General features: G+C 33.8%; 13 protein-coding genes. 3 read left to right on the forward strand and 10 right to left on the reverse strand.

All coding sequences use genetic code 11. From position 1 onward, the window contains the following. Window positions 1-723: 723 nt before the first annotated feature. Complete coding sequence (locus AMQ68_RS01390) at window positions 724-1,359, forward strand: NAD(P)-dependent oxidoreductase (RefSeq protein ID WP_054508853.1); 636 nt, start codon at window positions 724-726, stop codon at window positions 1,357-1,359. 170 nt (window positions 1,360-1,529) lie between these two features. On the opposite strand, the gene uvrA is transcribed toward AMQ68_RS01390, so the two are convergent. Then, window positions 1,530-4,322, reverse strand: a complete 2,793-nt coding sequence (gene uvrA / locus AMQ68_RS01395) for an excinuclease ABC subunit UvrA (protein ID WP_054508854.1) — start codon at window positions 4,320-4,322, stop codon at window positions 1,530-1,532. A gap of 481 nt (window positions 4,323-4,803) precedes the next feature. Here uvrA and AMQ68_RS01400 point away from each other — a divergent pair, with 481 nt between their 5' ends. Together AMQ68_RS01400 and AMQ68_RS01405 are read left to right on the forward strand one after the other, a co-directional pair. After that, window positions 4,804-6,615, forward strand: coding sequence for a TonB-dependent siderophore receptor (locus tag AMQ68_RS01400; protein WP_054508855.1), 1,812 nt, complete (start codon window positions 4,804-4,806; stop codon window positions 6,613-6,615). A 72-nt stretch (window positions 6,616-6,687) separates the two neighbouring features. After that, window positions 6,688-7,404 (forward strand): DUF2490 domain-containing protein, encoded by a 717-nt coding sequence (locus AMQ68_RS01405; RefSeq protein ID WP_054509973.1) that lies wholly within the window; start codon window positions 6,688-6,690, stop codon window positions 7,402-7,404. A gap of 345 nt (window positions 7,405-7,749) precedes the next feature. On the opposite strand, the gene AMQ68_RS01410 is transcribed toward AMQ68_RS01405, so the two are convergent. The 9 genes from AMQ68_RS01410 to AMQ68_RS01450 form a co-directional block, all read right to left on the reverse strand. After that, window positions 7,750-8,196, reverse strand: coding sequence for a phosphohydrolase (locus AMQ68_RS01410; RefSeq protein ID WP_082383943.1), 447 nt, complete (start codon window positions 8,194-8,196; stop codon window positions 7,750-7,752). A gap of 185 nt (window positions 8,197-8,381) precedes the next feature. Next, on the reverse strand, window positions 8,382-9,122 hold the full coding sequence (locus AMQ68_RS01415; protein WP_054508856.1) for a hypothetical protein: 741 nt from the start codon (window positions 9,120-9,122) through the stop codon (window positions 8,382-8,384). Between the two features lie 156 nt (window positions 9,123-9,278). After that, entirely contained in the window at window positions 9,279-10,007 is a 729-nt protein-coding gene (locus AMQ68_RS01420) for a hypothetical protein (RefSeq protein WP_054508857.1), read from the reverse strand. 531 nt (window positions 10,008-10,538) lie between these two features. Further along, window positions 10,539-11,300, reverse strand: coding sequence for a hypothetical protein (locus tag AMQ68_RS01425; RefSeq protein ID WP_054508858.1), 762 nt, complete (start codon window positions 11,298-11,300; stop codon window positions 10,539-10,541). A 604-nt stretch (window positions 11,301-11,904) separates the two neighbouring features. Beyond that, window positions 11,905-13,680, reverse strand: coding sequence for an acyl-CoA dehydrogenase family protein (locus AMQ68_RS01430; protein WP_054508859.1), 1,776 nt, complete (start codon window positions 13,678-13,680; stop codon window positions 11,905-11,907). Window positions 13,681-13,699: 19 nt separating this feature from the next. Then, window positions 13,700-16,081 carry a hypothetical protein gene (locus tag AMQ68_RS01435; protein WP_054508860.1) on the reverse strand — a complete coding sequence of 794 codons (2,382 nt, stop codon included), beginning with the start codon at window positions 16,079-16,081 and terminating at the stop codon, window positions 13,700-13,702. 51 nt (window positions 16,082-16,132) lie between these two features. Continuing rightward, complete coding sequence (locus AMQ68_RS01440; RefSeq protein WP_054508861.1) at window positions 16,133-17,311, reverse strand: acetyl-CoA C-acyltransferase; 1,179 nt, start codon at window positions 17,309-17,311, stop codon at window positions 16,133-16,135. Between the two features lie 109 nt (window positions 17,312-17,420). After that, window positions 17,421-17,885: an IS200/IS605 family transposase gene (tnpA, locus tag AMQ68_RS01445; RefSeq protein ID WP_054508862.1), complete on the reverse strand. Its 465-nt coding sequence runs from the start codon at window positions 17,883-17,885 to the stop codon at window positions 17,421-17,423. An 87-nt stretch (window positions 17,886-17,972) separates the two neighbouring features. After that, entirely contained in the window at window positions 17,973-20,366 is a 2,394-nt protein-coding gene (locus AMQ68_RS01450; RefSeq protein ID WP_054508863.1) for a 3-hydroxyacyl-CoA dehydrogenase/enoyl-CoA hydratase family protein, read from the reverse strand. Window positions 20,367-20,374 lie beyond the last annotated feature (8 nt).

Genomic DNA, 20,374 nt, shown 5'->3' on the forward strand with positions numbered 1-20,374 from the left:
AGATTATAATTTTTCGGCAAATATAGATTTTTAAAAATAATCTTACCCAGAATCAAAGCTTGATTTCAATCTTAAAGATTAGAAAATTATTATCCTATCCGTTGAAGTAAGAAGCCTCTACGCACTTGAAGTTATTCATTGATTAGTGGGATTTTGCTTGGAAAGTATTGAAAATGAAAAGAATCCGCTCTTTAGGAGCAGATTCAATAGATAAATACATCTCATTTTTTTAATTAGACAACAATAAAAAAGCACAGCCGACAATGCTGTGCTTAAATTTTTATTTCAAATTTAATTGCAATTCCAAAGTTGAAAAACGCAAAGAAAGTGTTCATTTCAGTTGTATTACATAGTAAATGTAGGAATTATTTTAATACCGTGTGTAAATTTAATGTTAAAACTAACAAGTTATCCACAATTTATTGTGGATAACTTTGGGATTGCTTTTCTTTAGGCAGTTTCAAAGCATAATTATTCAGCGCTTACTTATAAATTTCCTTATTTTGTCATTATCATATACAGCTTTAGAATAAAATCCTATCTTTGGATTATTAATATCTCTTTATAAATATTACAATTTTATTCAAGCACATTTCTTTTGGCTTGAAATCTTAAGGTTCAAATTTTCCGAGCCTAATAATTCTATTTTTTACATTTAAAAGACAAAAAAGCAAATCGGCTAGGTTACGATGTTGCCATCTTGTCGAAAACAAAGAGATTATTATGAAAACAAATACCATTGCCGTTATTGGCGGAACAGGAAAATCAGGGAATTATCTTGTTCAGGCACTTCTCAATAAAGGATATTCTATGAAGCTATTGCTTCGAACTCCTGAAAACTTTACCCTTCAAAACCCTTTAATCGAAATTGTAAAAGGGGACGCAAGAGATTTTGATGCGGTAGATCAGCTTATCAAAGGTTGCAGTACGGTAATTAGTAAAATAGGACAGCCTGTGGGTGAGAAATCTATATTTACGGATGCTACAAAAAATGTAATCCAATCGATGAATTCACACGGGATTTCAAGATATATTGCAATAACTGGGCTGAATGTTGACACTCCATTTGATCATAAAAATGAGAAAGTAAAAATGGCAACAGCGTGGATGTACGAAAATTATCCAAAATCCACAAAAGACAAACAGGATGAATATGACATTCTTGTGGATTCTAATGTAGATTGGACATTGGTAAGGCTTCCATTAATTATCCCGACTTCTGAAAGTTTTCCTATAGAAACAAGCCTGGAAGATTGTAAAGGAGAAAAGATCAGTGCTACAGATTTGTCTGATTTTCTGGTTTCTCAGATTGAGGACAGAACCTTTATCAAGCAAAGTCCGTTTTTGTATAATATTTAATTTTTTAAACACAAATTTCACAAATTCCTTCACAAATAACACCATTTTAAAGCACTGAAAAAATGATTCTTGTTTTTAAGATGTAATAATTTATTCGTGAATATTCGTGAAAAAACATTAGTGTTTAATTCAAAAAAAATAGAGCGTCAATGTGACGCTCTATTTAATATTTACTGCTCCAGCTTTTCTTTAATATATTTTGCTGTATGAGATTTTTTATTTTTGGCTAATTCTTCCGGTGTTCCTGTGAAAACCACTTCGCCACCATATTTTCCGGCTTCCGGACCGATGTCGATAATATGATCGGCCGATTTTATAATATCCGGTTGATGTTCAATAACAATCACTGAATGTCCAAGATCGATTAACGCTTGCAGAGATTTCAGTAATTTTTGAATATCATGGAAATGCAAACCTGTTGACGGCTCATCGAATATAAATAAAGTCTTGTCAGTTGTAACCCCTTTTACCAGGAATGAAGCCAATTTCACACGCTGCGCTTCACCTCCGGAAAGGGTAGAAGAGCTTTGTCCTAATTGTAAATACCCCAAACCAACTTCTTGTAAAGGCCTTAATTTGGTTACGATCTTTTCCTCTTTATTTTCTTTGAAGAATTCTAACGATTCATCAACAGTCATGTGAAGGATATCGGAAATGTTTTTCTCATCGAATTTCACTTCCAGAATTTCGTTTTTGAAACGGGTTCCTTTACAGGTTTCACATTCCAGCTCAATATCCGCCATAAACTGCATTGAAACATTGATGACTCCTTCACCTTTACATTCATCACATCTTCCGCCATCAACGTTGAACGAGAAATGCTTAGGCTTATAACCCATCATTTTTGAAACTTTCTGTTTGGCAAAAAGATCTCTGATGTCGTCATACGCCTTTAAGTAGGTTACAGGATTTGAACGGGATGATTTTCCGATAGGATTTTGATCAATTAATTCAATGTTTTTGATTAATTTTTTCGGAAACTCTACAGAATCGTAATCTCCTTTTTTACCGCCCATTCCCAGTTGGATCTGGATATCATTCGTAAGAATTTCTTTCATTAAAGTAGATTTTCCACTTCCTGAAACTCCTGAAATAACAACCAGACTTTCCAACGGAACGTCAACGTCAATATTTTTAAGATTATTTTGTCTGGCTCCTTTTATATGAATCCATTCTTTTGCTTTTCTACGCTTCGCAGGAACTTCAATTTCCAGTCTTCCAGTTAAATATTTAGAAGTAAGCGTATCGGCATCTTTCAATTGTTTATAATCGCCTGCAAATACCAATTCACCACCAAGATAGCCCGCTTCCGGACCAATATCAATGATGTAGTCTGCGGCTCTCATCACATCTTCGTCATGCTCCACAACAATCACCGTGTTTCCAAGATCACGAAGATTTTTTAAGACTCCAATTAGGTTTTCGGTATCTCTGGAGTGCAATCCGATTGATGGTTCGTCTAATATATAGATGGAACCAACCAAAGAACTTCCTAAACTTGTTGCCAGGTTAATTCTCTGACTTTCACCACCAGAAAGCGTATTGGAGGTTCTGTTAATAGTTAAATACCCTAAACCAACCTTTAACAGGAACTCAATACGAGTCGTTATTTCATATAGCAATCTTTTCGCGACCTCTTTATCGTGATCAGACAGTTTAAAACTTTCGATCAAAGGAAATAGTTCATCCAGAGGAAGCTCAATAACCGATTGAATATTGTGACCGTCAATTTTTACCCATGTCGTTTCTTCACGCAATCTCAACCCTTCACAAGTCGGACAAAGCGTTTTTCCTCGATAACGGGAAAGCATAACACGGTATTGAATTTTATATAAATTCTCTTCAAGCATCTTGAAGAAATTATTAAGCGATGGAAATCCTGTGCTTCCATCTCCTTTCCAAAGGTAATTTTTCTGTTCTTTGCTTAATTGATGGTAAGGCTTATGAATAGGGAAGTCTTTCGCTTTTTTAATGAAATCTTTTTTCCATTCACTCATCGTTTCTCCTTTCCAGGAAGCAACTGTGTCTTCAAAAATAGATAATGCTTTATTGGGGATCACTAAATCTTCATCAATTCCGATCACTTTTCCGTAGCCTTCACAAGTCGGACAAGCACCGTAAGGATTATTAAAGCTGAAGAAATGAACGTTGGGTTCAAGAAATTCCATTCCATCCAATTCGAATTTATTGGAGAATTCTTTAACGCTTTCTGTTTCAATATTTTTAAGTGAACAATGGCCTCGGCCTTCATAGAAAGCCATCTGAATAGAATCGGCTAGCCTTTGAAGGAAACTTTCATCTTCTTCATAAGAAAAACGGTCGATCACCAAATTAATCACCATTCCTGTTTCTGGCACAAAGCCAAAACTTTCCAGATCTTCAATTCCTGCTACATTTCCGTTGATCTCCAATCTTGTAAAACCTGCCACTTTCAAAATATTCAGTGTTTCGTTAAAGTTAGCAACATCATATTCCAGCGGAGCAAGCAATAAGAAAGAAGTATCTTTTTTTGATGACTTAATAAAATCTACCACATCCGTCACCGAATCTTTTTTCACTTCTTCCCCCGAAACAGGAGAAAAAGTTTTCCCGATTCTTGCGAATAAAAGTTTCATATAATCGTAGATCTCGGTAGAAGTTCCTACTGTAGAACGCGGATTAGACGAGATTACTTTTTGCTGAATGGCGATGGAGGGCGCTAACCCTTTAATATCATCCACTTTTGGTTTCTCTAATTTACCCAAAAACTGACGGGCGTAAGAGCTTAAACTCTCAACATATCTTCTCTGTCCCTCTGCATAAATGGTATCAAACGCTAAAGAAGATTTTCCGCTTCCGGAAACTCCTGTAATAACGATCAATTTATTTTTCGGGATTAATACATCGATGTGTTTCAGGTTGTTAAGATGTGCATTTTTAACAAAAACCTGTTTTTTTATATCTATATCTGTAATTGAAGCCATAGTAAATTTAAGACTAACAAAATTACGAATTTTTAGTGGAAAATTTTTAACTATAACCACTTCATTTTCATTCATAAAATCTATTGAGATCTGTTGATGATAATTGAGGTTTAAACCCCTTAAATAAAGAAGAGAGCATAAGGTGATTAATAATCAAAATATCATATTCATAGCATATTATCATTCTCTTATGTTAAATTTTATGATTTTCATTATCTTTTTTAAATTTACTATTGTTTTGTATTTTAAATTTAATTAAAATTGTATTCATAAATATGTAATATAGAAATGAGAAAGTTATTCAGAGATCTTGTTACACATTTAATGAGAAAAAGATAAAATTTACTTCCCCTACAAGATGCAGTGTGTTTACTGCATCTTTTTTTATGACAACTATCATTTGCCTGTTTTGATTAACTCTACTACTTTTGGGCTTGCTAAAATGCAAAAAAACTAACTGAAGAATAATTCTGATAAAAACATGATTAAAAAAGTAGGAAGTGCTTTTTTTCTTGGAACAATGCTTTTCTCTCAAGCACAGGAAAAGACAACTGAGATTGATACCATCGCTGTACAAGGTAAATTTATTGCCACACCTTATAAAAGTGCCAACCAAAATATTACCATTATTACGAAAGCAGATATTATGAACTCGCCTGCAAAAAGTATTGATGAGATTCTTCAGCAAGTTCCCGGAATGGATGTCAGAAGGAGAGGAGCGAACGGTGTACAAAGTGATATTGGGTTTCGAGGAAGCTCTTTTGAGCAAGTGCTTTTGCTATTGAACGGTATCAGAATGAATGATTCTCAGACGGGTCATAATTCAATGAATATCCCTGTAGATCTTGACGATGTAGAAAGAATAGAAGTGATAAAAGGCCCTGCAGCAAGAAGATTTGGTCAGAATGCCTATGCGGGAGCCATTAATATTATTACTAAAATAAATCCTGGAAAAAGAGTAAAGATAAGCGCAGAGGGTGGAGATTATGAAACCTATAGTTTAGGAATGAATGCGAGTATTGGAAATGAAAAATTCTCGAATTCACTTCAGGCTAATTCTGCTTCCTCACAAGGATATATGCATAATACCGATTACGAAATCAGAAATGTATTTTATCAGAGTAAGTTGGCTATAAAAAATGGGGATCTTAAGCTACAGGCAGGTTTTTCAGAGAAAAAGTTTGGTGCGAATGGTTTTTATTCGTCTCCACAGGCTACTGAGCAGTACGAGGAACTTCAGTCTTCTATTGTGAGCTTGGTTCACCAGCAAAGTTTTGGTAAGTTTAAAGTCAATTCAAATGTGTATTGGAGAAGAGGCCAGGATATGTATCTTTTCAACCGTGAAAAGCCTGAAATTTACAGAAACATGCACATTGGAAATAATGTAGGTGGTGAAGTAAATTCTAGTTATCAGTGGAAACTGGGAACCACAGGCGTTGGGGTAGAACTGAGAAAAGAACTGTTGGCAAGTAATAATCTAGGCAACAGAAATCGCTTTGTTTCTCAGGTTTTCTTTGAACATCATTTTTCTTTATTAGACAAAAAATTAAATATTACCCCCGGGGTTTCCTGGGCAAACTACTCTAATGAAGGAAATTTCTTCTATCCTGGATTGGATGTAGGCTATAACTTCAATCCAAACAATAAAATCTATGGAAATATCTCAAAAGTTCATAGGGTTCCGACCTTTACAGATCTTTATTATGTAAGTAAAACGGAGCAGGGAAATGTTAATTTAATTCCTGAAAATGCTGTTTATTCAGAAATTGGGTATCAGTTTCAGAATAAAAATATCTTAGCTAAAGTAAGTGGATTTTTAAGAGGAGCCAATAACTCTATCGATTGGGTTAAAGCTTCTTTAAATGATCCGATCTGGTATGCCCAAAATGTTGGTGATACAACAATAAAAGGGATTGAAGTTGAATTGAATCACAGAGTCTTTGATTGGCTAAAATACACTGCAGGATACACTTATTTGGATAATAAATTTAATGCTTCTAATGATTTTGTTTCCCGATATGTGTTGGATAACTTGAAGCATCAGTTTATTGCAAAACTAGAAACAAAGTTCCTTAATAATTTTACCAATGAAGTTGTTTACAGATACAATGACAGGCTAAATTTGGGGAGTTATAATCTTTTGGATGAAAAGTTAAGTTTCGTTAATAAAGACTTTTCAGTGTATATTTTAATTAATAATTTAACAAACACGAAATATACTGAAACCTTTGGGGTGAATATGCCTAATAGATGGTTTCACGTTGGTTTTACGTATAATATCAATATTAAGTAATTGTTAATTTTGAGATTACGTAAAGTTAATGTTAACGGTTTATTAAATAATTTATTTTTGCAGAAAAAATTTATGAAACTGTTCCTAAGTTTGAGTCTATTCTTAAGCATCACATTTCTAAAAGCACAAGAGCATCTTTCCAGTTTTAATGCTTTAACATTAACGTATAAATTCCATCCTAAATTTTTTCTTTATGCAGAAGGGCAGATGAGAGGTATTGAAGACTACACGTATCCTGATTATTACGAAATGAAAGGGGGATTAGGGTATAACCTTACCAAAAACCATAAACCATTCGTTGGGTTGGGAAGATATGCTACTTATAAAGACCACGCCATTAACAAAGAAGAATTCAGAGTATGGTTGCAGGATGTTATTGATTTCAAAAAAGGAATCGTAAAGTTTGAGAACAGATTTCGTATTGAAAAATCATGGTTCTACGAGCCTCAAAGTGATAAAAGTTCCCAAAGAATGCGTTACCGTTACCGTTTAAATGTTTCCGTTCCTCTAAATGCCAAAAAAATTGGGCCCGGGACTGTATTCGCCAACGTTTATGACGAAATTTTTGTAGTAACGCCTACAAAACCTGCATTTGCAAGAAATAGAGTATATGGTGGTTTAGGATATCAGATTGATGAAAACTTCGGAATTTTGGGAGGTTATCTTTGGCAGAGAGAATTTGAAGCGAAAGGGAATAAAAATGTTCACTTCATCTATCTCGCATTAAACATCAATATAGACGATACCAATCCTCCTACAAAGACCTATCATTTCCCTGGAGCAGATTAAGAGCCTTATTTATCTTGTATCTAAATATTTTTAAACCATTAAGTTTAATTTACAAGATGAGTGAAATTAATGACAATTACAGTAAAATTGGTAAATTTGTCCCTAAGAATTTAAATTTAAATAGTCAACTTGTTTAAACTTTTATCTTTACCACAAAAGTGACAAAAGATTAGCCCATTAGTCACTTTAAGTTGAGCATTAGGCTACAAATAAGAGCACATAAGTTTTTAAAAATCTTTGATTTTTATTCTTTTGCTTTCTCAATAATCAATCCTTAATAAATCAACGATAGCTTTTGATTCTTTTGCGGTTAAATTTTTAATTCGTTTAAACAGGTTCGGTGTATTAATATTTATCAATTAAATAATGATACGCTTTCAGATATTTGTTGAATCTTTTGATGTCTTTTGAAGTCAATTCTCGATTTACTCTTCGAAGATCCATATTATCGCGAAGGTCATTGAGTTTTACAGCTACTGCTAACGGAGATCTTTCTGTTCTTTTTACAAAATCGTCATATTCTTCATCGGGATCAAATTTTGTAAGACAGCTGATTGCAAAAATAATGTATTCAGGAAAACCTTCATCTCGTAAGTAATCAAGGCTGAAAGTTTCAGGGTGATCTTCTACCACATCATGTAAAACGCCTACAATTTTTTCATCCATTGTTTTACCATATTCCATGACACGCATAACGTGAGCGATATATGGAGCGTGGTATTTATCTGTTTGTCCTTTATGTGCCTTGTCAGCTATTTTTATTGCTCGGTGGAGCATTGCATCTTTTGTCATTGTATATAAAGTAGACTACAAAAATAAAAAACGCCACTCATATAACAGGATATCACAGGATATTTTTTTAATTTTTAATGAAGAATTTATTTGATTTCTTATTAGTAAATGAAACTTAAAGCTTCAATAAAAAAATAACGCTTCATTAGAAGCGTTATTTATAAGAGTATTTAGAAAAACCATTTTTATTTTAATCGTTTTAAAGACATCTGTGTTACGGGACCTGAACCTGTACTTCCTGAGCTTAATTGCTTCATGGTTATACTTGCTGTATTAGCTAGTCTAAACGAATAAGTATTGGCAGCTAACATAGGAATGGAAGTTAGTAATGTATAGGTCTGTAAGCTTCCGGTGGTTGCGGTGAAAAGATCATTTACACGTGCAACCCAAGTACTGTTTGTATCATTCCAGATTCCTATCACAGGAGAGGTTGCATTAGTTGTTGATAGTTGGGCATTCATGGTTACTTGATAGACTCCATCAGCGGATACTTTGAATGAATTAGTGGTTGTAGAAGCGGTATAAAGATTTTCATTATCTACAATTTTATTATTTAAGTTACCAACTGCGACTGCACCACCAGTACCAGCATCTGTAAAATCGGCTGTCATTTGGGCAATGATCTCTTGTGCTACTATAAACTGCCCGTTAACTACAATAACAGTACCTGTAGAATTAGGTACACCTGCAAGATTTTGCCATGTAGGAGCTACCCCTGGTCCATTGGATTTTAATACCTGACCAGCAGTTCCTGCAGATCCTGCGGTAGAAGCATTGCCGCCTACGTTAAGCTCATTAACAAGTTGAAGCGATCCATTAACGTGTAATGTTTTTTGAGGGGTTGTAGTACTGATACCAACTTGCGCATATGATAATGTGATAAAACCTGATATCATCATTACAATAGATAAATTTAATTTTTTCATAGTGTTTGCTTTATTTTATTATACAATAATACGTAAATTTAGAAAAAAAATAATTTAAATGAAAATTATTTTTTACCTATTACCCATAAAATAAGCGCTCCAAAAAAATGAAGCGCTTATCTACAAATACAAATTATGAAATATTAAAATATATTTCTATTTTAATCTTTTTACGGATACTTGTGTTACGGGGCCAGAACCTGTACTTCCTGAACTTAATTGTTTCAAAGTTGTACTGGCAGTCGTGTTGGTTTGTCTAAATGAATACGTCTTTGATGCCAACATAGGAACAGAAGTTATCAGTGTATATGTTTGCAAACCTCCTGAACTTGCTGTAAAAAGATCATTCACACGTGCTATCCATGAATTGGCTGTATTATCCCATACTCCTAAAACGGGAGACGAGGCATTAGTTGTTGAAAGTTGCCCATTGATAGTAACCTGATATACTCCATCAGCAGATACTTTAAATGAATTGCTAGTCGCTGAAGCAGTATAAAGGTTTTGATTGTCTATAATTACGTTATTTAAGTTTCCTATAGCAACTGGTGCTCCGCTACCATCTGTAAAATCAGCAGTCATCTGTGCTGTTATTTCTTGAGCTACGATAAGTTTTCCATTGATTACAATGGCAGTTCCTGTGCCTGAAAAGTTTTGCCATGAAGGAGCTGCGCCTGGTCCGTTAGAAGCTAGCAGTTGACCTGCCGTTCCAGCAGATCCTGCGGTAGTAGCATTGCCTCCCACATTCAATTCATTGACTACTTGTAGAGATCCATTAACATGTAGGGTTTTCTGAGGGGTGGTGGTACTAATACCAACTTGAGCATAAGATTTCATTGAAAAAGCCGATGTGGCCATTACAAGAGGTAAAATAACTTTTTTCATAATGTATGTTTTTTTATTATAATTTCTGAGCAGAAATGGTTTTGTGTTTACTTTATCTCAGCTCAACAATTGAAATATGGAGAATTATAGTTTTTAAGATTAATATTTTTCTTAACGACACGAAATTAATTAAATATTAGGTTAATCGATTAATCAAAATATGAAATAAAAAAATGAAGTATTTCATTTCAATTAAAATATTTCTATTTTTTATAATAATGTCTAAGAAAGGTTTTATTTTCTCATTGGCGTGTTTTTTTAATTTTTATAAATAAATATAAAATAGTATTATGTAGTAAATATAAAATTATTTTTTTTATAATCTATAGAATTATTTGATAATTTTTTGTTAAAGTGTTGTAAGTCTAAAGTTTGTGATATTAATTTGATATTTAATTCCCTTTATCCATAGTACTTTTATTGTTTTATTAAACACTACATCGATACACTAAAGTTTTATTCAATTGCTAAAAAAACACCATAGCAGAGGCTATAGTGTTTTAAATTTTTAGAACATTGAAAAATAGTGAATTAAGCCCCCATATAAGTTATTGTAAAAGATCGAGTACTGATGGTATAATTGGTTCCTGTACATCCATTACATGGAATTCCTCCAAGTTGCACAACCTGACCCTGATTTAAGTATAAAACAATAACTCCACCAGAATTATAGGTATTGCCTGGGGCATTTACATTCGATAAAGAAGAATATTGATATTGCGTATTATCATATTTAACATTCCAGGCAAAGCTATTACCGCCTTTATTAGGAGCCATCATGCTTTGTAATGATACCTGATAATATCCTGCTTTAGGAACAGTATATTCATTATTAGCGGTGTTCCAACCCCCATCATTGGTACTTGTTGTAAATGCAAATTTATTAAAACCACTTGCATCATTGATAACATAGCTATTAGAAGCTGTTCCTGCAGCCACAACGGTTGGAACGAAAGTATTGGTAGAAGTTGTGGAAAGCCTTACCCAAACATTTCCGTCAAAATAATAAAAGCCGGTACTTCCAATATTAATGGCTGCTCCTGATTGTGAGCCTGTTGAAATACTGTTAACATAAATCATAGTGGAAGTTTGAACATTGGCCATGTTTTGTGCTCTTTCTCTGTCTACTCTTGGAATGAGTATTCCATCTGCATTGGTGGTATTACCGGTGGCATTTTTCGCTGTAATATCTAACGTAGACGCAGGAGAAGGGGTGTTTATTCCTACCTGTGCGTATGTTGCAATACTTGTTGAAAATAGAGCGATTAAAGAGTAAATTTTGTTTTTTTTCATTGTGTTGTGTATTTAAATTTATAATTAATTATGTTCGTATTGTTGCTGTGTCGCTGTGAACCAGTGGCATATTTTACATAAACTCTCTCATTTAATTAAAAAATAGTCTGAATAGTGTAAGTGTTTTTAGTTTGCACAAAAATCCTATTCAGTTTTAAATTAATTGAATGTATAAAAGCGGGTAAATAATTGTGGGAGGATTGTCTTAGTGGACAAATTTAATATAGACAACTTAGGTGTTATCAGTAAATAGAAAGGTTTGTTTTTTTATCATTGTGTGTGTAAGTTATTAATTGGGCGCTGCTTTTGAAGAGTAGCTATTTTTTTTCGCTGCAAAGGTATTTATTTTTATTACAATAACAAATGTATTTTTGTTTTTAACAAATAAAAAAATAGGAATTAAAATGTTTTAATTTTAATCAATTGATTATTAGCTGTTTAATATGTATTAATTAATTGTTAATAGTTTTGTTTATTCTCTTTAACTTGAATAAAAGAGATGATACCATATTTTTTTGAATGAAAAATGCCCCTAAAAAGTACTCAACTTTTCAGAGGCAGTGTAAAAGTTAGGTTATTAAAAACCTAACTTATATATAAAAGCTTAATAAGCTCCTTTTTCAATAAAATGGGCAGCCACTTTTTCAGTTAATGCCACCACATTTGGATTGTTGGTATATTTCGTGAATCTTCTTAATCCTGAAAGCATCATTCTCTGTTCGTCTCCTTCTGCGAAAGAAATAATTCCTTCTTTAGCTGCAGAAATGATTTTCTCCACCGCCTTATAAAGGTTTAATTGAGCCATTGCCGCTTCTACAGAATCAGGAGAGAAGTGTTTTTCAGCTCTTAAAATTGCAGATTCAGCCATGTAGATCTGGTTAAGAATTTCAGAAGCATTTAATAATAAATGTTGCTGTTTCTCAATATCCATCATATATTTTTGAAGCGCAGCACCCGCAACCATTAAAAATACTTTCTTAAGATTGGCAATGATTGTTTTTTCTTCACTCATGAATGCAGAATAATCAGGCACTTCAAATGACGGAATTCCCATCAATTCTTTGCTGATTGCCATTGCAGGAGATAATAGGTCTAATTCTCCCTTCATTGCTCTTTTAATTAACATTCCAACAGCTAGCAATCTGTTGATTTCGTTGGTTCCTTCATAAATTCTTCCAATTCTTGCATCTCTCCATGCAGCTTCCATTGGAGTATCTTCTGAGAATCCCATTCCACCATAGATCTGGATTCCTTCATCGGCTGTATTTTGAGTAAGGTCAGAAACAAAAACTTTTAGGATAGATGCTTCTACAGCGAATTCTTCAACTCCTTTTAATTCGGCTTGCTGATGATCCATTCCGCCAGCAACCAATTCTTCAATCTTATCTTCTACATTTTTTGCTAAACGGTAAGAACCTGCTTCACTTACAAAAACTCCGGTAGACATTTCAGCAATTTTCTTTCTGATCGCTCCGAAAGTTGAAATAGAAACACCAAATTGTTTTCTTTCATTTGAATATTGAATAGAATGGTTCAGGATTCTTCTTTGTCCGTCAAGATTGGCCGCAGCTAGCTTAATTCTACCTACATTCAGAGCATTCAAAGCGATTTTGAAACCATTGTTTCTTTCGCCCAACATATTCTCTACAGGAACCTTCATGTCATTGAAGAAAACCTGACGGGTAGAAGACGAACGAATTCCTAATTTATGTTCTTCTTCACCAAATGTTAAGCTGTTTGGATCTTCTAATTCTGAACGATTAATCACAAAACCTGTGATATTTTTATCATCATCAATTTTAGCAAACAAAGTGAAAGTATCTGCAAAACCTGCATTGGAAATCCACATTTTCTGTCCGTTGATGATGTAATGTTTTCCATCTTCAGATAATTTTGCTCTTGTTTTTCCTGAGTTTGCATCAGAACCTGCATCAGGCTCAGTCAAACAGTAAGCACCGAACTTTGTCCCGGTAGCTAAATCCGGAAGATATTTCTTTTTCAATTCTTCACTTCCGTAAAGTAGGGTAGGAAGCGTTCCGATTCCGGTGTGCGCTCCATAAGCTGTTGCCAATGAACCGTTTCCTCCAGATACATAATCGCAAGCTAACATAGTGCTTACGAATCCCATTCCAAGACCACCGTATTCTTCAGGAACTGTAATTCCTAACAGTCCCATTTCTCCTAACTTACGCATTGTTTCTTCAGTTAATGCATAATCTTTTTTCTCGAAACGATCGTGCTGTGGGATCACTTCTCTATCAATAAATTCTTTAGCAGAATCACGAAGCATTCTTTGTTCTTCGCTTAATTCTTCAAGACTGAAAATTTCGTTTGCAAGGATTTCCTTGATCAGGAATTCTCCTCCTTTTAATGTAGCCATATGTTATTTTTTATTTTTTTTAGTTATAATATTCTTTATTAGCTGCTAAATCAAGCCAGCCTTTTTTATCATTTTTGTCAGTAACTTCAATAAAGTTTCCTACTCGAGCTCCTATCTTTTTATATGTTGGAACCTTATTATAAAGAAAAATACCATATAAATTATCTTTTCTGAAAACAATAAGTGGTTCATTTTCCAAATACTTTATTTCATCATATTCAGGAGGCAACAATTGTATTGCTTCTGCTTTTTTGTCGTAAGTATTTGTTTTACTATATTCTCGAGGAGCGTAAACCTGTAAAACAACTGGTTCAATAAGATTTTTTGCTTTTCCTTTTTTCTTTTTATTATTGTTTGGGTTGACCGTTGATCTTTTTTTATATTCTTTATTAGTCAATTTCTCGCCCTTTTCTACTATCTGATCTTCATTTAGCTTATCTCTTAAAGAATCTTTATTGTATGTATATAATCCGTATTTATTCCCATTTTTAGCAATAAACCAATTATCCTGATCATGATTATACTTTTCAATTATTCCTTGTGTATATTTAAAGCTTTGAGATAATACAGGGACTATTAATGGCTTTTCTTCAATTAAAATATTTTCAAATGATATTTTATGTATTGTTTTAAAACTGTCACATGATATGGATGAAGATAAGATCCAATTTATTTCATTTTCTTTTTTTTCGAAAGCTGTATCATGGTAACATTTTCCTGTTCCGCATTCGATAGTAATTGTTTCGAAAGGTATATGATTATTTCCTAAAAAATCTAAATTTTCCGCAGTATTGCTATGTAAAACATTAATATAATCACCGAAAATATAATAAGACTTTATGTTGTCCAAAGGTAATTTTTCAAGTTTTGAATTTAGTATTTCAGTTTTACCATTATTTTGAAGTATTACAAAGTTTTCTTCCGTTTTTATGCTGTCATAGTTTTGATCTAAAAGTCTTGCTCCGAAGTACGAATACAAATTATATTTTCCGTTATTTTCAGCTACAGAATAAAAAGAATCAGTGTTAAAATTTTCATATACACTTTCGTAATCAATCTTTTCATTACTGTTTAATTCATAAGGGATTTCACGGACATAAAATCCTGTTTTTGTCATTATAAATGATTGATCGGAACGATCGGAAAGTTTAAAAATAGGTTTGTCTCTATTCAAATTAAGAATAAATGCTGCAGAGTAATGAGAATTTTGAAGTCTCCATTTTTCAACATTATCATCATCTTTTACAATATACGTTCCGAATCCTTGACTTGAATTTGTACCAAATCTATATCTTTGATTGACGAAAATTTCAGGTGTTAGAAAAAAGGATTTATATAAAATGTTTTTTTCTTTGTCGTGATACGTAAAAACCTTCCCAGCAACAAATTTTTGAAGCTTTTTAATACTTTGAGATTTTATGTCATCCGTATTAATAACTGTTTGATAAGTATTGTTTTCTTTTTGAATATCTTTTTGTGTGAAAATATTCTCACCTTTTCCTTTGATAATAGTATAAGCACGGTACCTCCTTTTATCTTTACTTACTTTATAATTATCATAAACCAACTTGTAGTTTTCTTTTTCATTAGCATAAAGGTCAAAATTAGTCCCTATTTTAACATAGGCAATGTTTTCATAATCAATAATTTGCTGAATACTAATATTCGAATTTTTTATTTTTTGTTTTTCAACGGCAAAACCATTTTTTGTTTTATAGCTATATTGTTGATGGTTAAAAATTTCATCCTCAATTATATTTTCAGGGGATATTAGATTAATTAATTTGCCATTTTCATCAAAATCTTTGACATGTATTAGAAAATAATTTCCTTGATATGCTTTTTCCTGAGCCGGTTGAAGATTTTTCCAGAAAATCTTTTCAATGAACTGATCCTTATTGATTAATTGCTCATTATTAACCTTGGCAACTTTATAATGATTCTGATATTGAATGGTCTGAATGAAATTTCCATTCTCATTATAAATTCGGTTTTCATGAGTATCATTTAAAATCTTTTGAATGTTCCAAAGTGAACCATCAGAATAGCTAAATTTTAATTCTACACCGCTGAACTTCTTGATGTCATCCTGCTTCCATGAATTCGGATAGGTGAAACTACTGTTTTGATCAAATCCATTTTCATCATACCAATATGCTGTACCAATTCTTTCATTGATATTGTTTTTCAGAGAATACCATTGATTCTGAAGATTACCGTTACCGTAAAAATCACGGTTATAAATAATGGAATCGATTGGAGTTGTTTCCTGAATCCTGTAAAAAGCGGCATTATCTTTTGTCGTCTCTTTCCATGACCTGTCAAAATAAGTTGTTTTGTTCTGTTGAGAACTCACCAAAACAATTGTAAAAAGAGATAAAAAAGATAATTTGTTTTTCATGGAGTTTTAAAATTTGGGAAGAAAGAAAGTTCGATCTTCCCAATATAATTTTTATAGCAATTCGAATATACTCGCTGCTCCTTGCCCCGTTCCAACGCACATAGAAACCATTCCGTATTTGTTTCCACGTTTTCTCATTTCGTCAAGCAATTGAACGGTTAATTTGGTTCCGGTGCATCCAAGTGGGTGACCTAACGCGATAGCGCCACCGTTTACATTCAGAATATCAGGATTTAAGTTTAATTCTTTTTTGATGGCAACAGATTGTGATGCGAATGCCTCGTTTAATTCGATTAATTCAATATCTTTTAATTCCAGCCCTGCTTGTTTCAATGCTTTTGGAATCGCATAAATTGGACCCATTCCCATGATTCTTGGTTCAAGACCTGCAGCTGCATAAGCCACTAATCTAGCTTCCGGTTCAAGGCCTAGTTCTTTTACCATTTCTTCACTCATTACCATTACGAAAGCGGCTCCATCACTCATTTGAGAAGAGTTTCCGGCTGTTACGCTTCCTCCGTTGGCAAATACAGGTCTTAGCTTAGCTAATCCTTCCAGAGAAGTGTCTTTTCTTGGACCTTCATCCACCGAAAAATCAAACTTTTTAGTCTGCATTTTCTGATTCTCATCCAGGAAATTATATTCAACAGGAATTGAAACAATCTGGTTAGCAAATTTACCTTCCTGATTGGCTTTTAGAGCTTTCATATGAGATTCAAAAGCGAACTGATCTTGCTCCTCTCTTGTAATATTGTATTGTTTGGCAACCTCTTCTGCTGTGTAACCCATTCCCCAATAATAATCAGGGTTTGTTTTTGCAATTTCTGTTTCAGGAACAGGCTTATAACCACCCATCGGAATATAAGACATTGATTCTGTACCTCCTGCAATGATGCAGTCAGCCATTCCTGCCTGAATTTTTGCAGAAGCAATCGCAATTGCTTCACTTCCTGATGCGCAATATCTGTTGACGGTAACTCCGGGAACTTTGTCTGTATTCAATCCCATTAGAGAAATCAAACGAGCTACATTCAAGCCCTGTTCGGCTTCCGGCATTGCGTTTCCTACGATAAGGTCATCAATTCTGTTTTTGTCTAATTGCGGAAGTTCAGCCATTAATTTTTCAATTACGGTTGCCGCCATTACATCGGGTCTCGTGAATCTTAAACTTCCTTTTGGAGCTTTTCCAACGGCAGTTCTGAACCCTTTTACTATATATGCTGTTTTCATATTTTTTATTGATTAATATTATTTTCTGAGAGTTTTTTGCCTCGTAGAGGTAAACTGTTCATAGCTATTTGTTTGTTTTTGCTTTGCGGAGCTCCGTAGGAGCGACCTGTTAATCTTCAATCCATTCAAATAAATATTTCGAATCATATTCAATTTCAAATTTTGACATAAAACCCAAATATTCTTCTTTAAATGTTTTCTTTTTATGATGCTCTTCTTGGTTTAAAATATATTTAATAACAGAATCTACACTGCTTTTAGAATAGGAGAAAGCTCCATATCCTTCCTGCCAGTTGAATTTTCCATTACTCCAATTTTTATCATTAATAAATTTTGAAGAACCGGCCTTAATGTCTCTTACTAAGTCTGAAATTGAAATAACAGGACTCATACTTACAAGAAGATGGACGTGATCCGGCATTGCAAAAACTGCGAATAATTTTTGATTTCTATTGGAAACAATACCTGTAATAAATTTATGTAATTCTTCTCTGTTCTCTTTTGAAATCAGGTTTTGTCTTCCTTTGACAGCGAAAACAATTTGAATATAAATTTGTGTGTATGTGTTTGCCATAAAACTAACAGGTCGCCTCTACGAGGCTCAATGTTTTTCTAAAATTATTCTGCTGCTATTAACAGTTCGCTCCTACGGAGCTCTCTATTAATTTCTCAATGGTTTTCCGTTCTGCAACATGTACTGAATTCTCTCCAATGTTTTTCTTTCCCCACAAAGCTGTAAGAATGTTTCTCTTTCAAGATTCAACAAGTATTGTTCAGTTACAATTGTTGGTTCAGAAAGATTTCCTCCGACCATTACGTTGGCTAATTTATCGGCAATTTTTTTGTCGTGTGCAGAGATAAAGTTTCCTGTCAACATTTGGTCAGTTCCAACATAGAACATTCCCAATGCATCTTTACCTAATACTTTTACTTTCTGTTCGATTGGTTGAGTATAGCCTTGTTCAGCTAATAATTTTGCAATCTTTTTAGCTTCTGCAATCTGTCTGTTTTTGCTTACGGAAACGATGTCTTTTCCTTTTTCAAGGATTCCCATATCATAGGCTTCATAAGCAGAAGTTGCTACTTTACCCATTGCGATGTTCATGAAAGCTTCACGAAGTCTGTTATTTTTTACATCATCGCTGTGGAATTCTCTTGAAGTTCTCAAGGTCAATTCTTTCGTTCCACCACCACCAGGAATTACACCAACTCCGGTTTCTACCAATCCGATGTAAGTTTCTGCTGCTGCAACCACTCTGTCAGCGTGCATGGTCATTTCACAACCTCCACCAAGCGTCATTCCGTGAGGAGCAACAACAACAGGAATAGAAGAGTAACGAACTCTCATCATTGATTTTTGGAAATAAGCAATCGCCATATTTAAATCATCCCAATCTTGCTCGATAGCCATCATTAAAATCATTGCTAAATTTGCTCCAACAGAGAAATTTGTGCCTTGATTTCCAATTACTAATCCGTCATATTCTTTTTCAGCTAAATCAATTGCTCTGTTTAATCCGTCCAACACTTCGCCTCCAAGAGAATTCATTTTAGAACGAATTTCGAAGTTGATAATTCCGTCGCCTAAATCTTCAATAGAAGCGCCTGAATTACTCCAAAGTGTTTTGTTTTTTCGGATATTATCTAAAATAATAAAAGAATCCTGACCCGGAATTTTGTTGTATTCACCTGAGTTTTTATCAACAAAGATACTTTGTCCTTCATCATTAACTTTATAGAAAGTTTCTACATTTTTAACCCAGTCTGATACTTCATAACCAGCATCTTTAGCCAATTCAATACCTTTTTGAACGCCAACGGCATCCCAGATTTCAAACGGACCGTTTTCCCAACCGAAACCAGCTCTCATAGCATCATCGATCTTGTAAACTTCATCAGAAATTTCAGGAACTTTATGCGAAACATAAGCGAATAATGCACCTAAAGATTTTCTGTAAAGCTCTCCGGCTTTATCTTTTCCACCAATTAAGACTTTAAATCTGTCAATTGGTTTATCAATATTTTTAGTTAATTCCAACGTAGGAAAAGATGATTTTCCTTGAAGTTCATATTCTAAGGTCTCAAGATTTAATCCGTGAATTTCAGATTTTCCATCTGCACTTTTCACTTTTTTGTAGAAACCCTGTTGCGTTTTTGAACCTAACCATTTATTATCAACCATTTTCTGGATGTAATCAGGAAGGGCAAAAACATCATTGAAATTATTGGTTTCAGCGCCGCTTTGACGAACGCCATTCGCAACCATCACCAAGGTATCTAAACCAACAACATCCGCTGTTCTGAACGTCGCAGATTTTGGACGACCGATTACAGGACCTGTTAATTTATCAACTTCAGATACCGTTAATCCTAACTTTTGAACGTTGTGAAGGAGATCCATTATAGAGAACACTCCAATTCTGTTGGCAATAAATGCAGGAGTATCTTTTGCTAAAACAGTTGTTTTACCTAAGAATTTAGCTCCGTAGCTCATGTAGAAGTCAATTACTTCTGGAGCAGTATCATTTGTTGGAATAATCTCTAAAAGAGGAAGGTATCTTACGGGATTAAAGAAGTGTGTTCCTGCAAAATAATGTTTAAAATCATCGCTTCTTCCTTCTGTTAAGAAATGAATAGGAATTCCAGATGTATTGGAAGAAATTAACGTTCCAGGTTTTCTGAATTGTTCAATTTTTTCATAAACTGATTTTTTGATGTCTAGTCTTTCAACCACCACTTCAATAATCCAGTCTGTATTTTTTATTTTTGGTAAATCATCATCAAAATTTCCAACCTTGATTCTATCTGCGAATTTTGGAGAATAGAGGAGAGCCGGACTTGCTTTTTTTAGTTTTTCAAAGTTTTCAGAAGCGATTCTGTTTCTTACCGCTTTGTCATCTTTGGTCAAACCTTTTTTCTGTTCTGCTTCAGTTAATTCAAAAGGAACGATATCCAAAAGCGAAACCTCTACGCCAATATTAGCGAAGTGAGCCGCAATACCGCTTCCCATAATTCCTGAACCAAGAACCGTTACGTGTTTGATTCTTCTTTTCATTTGATTTA

Source organism: Chryseobacterium sp. ERMR1:04 (genome assembly GCF_001297705.1).
Lineage (GTDB): Bacteria > Bacteroidota > Bacteroidia > Flavobacteriales > Weeksellaceae > Chryseobacterium.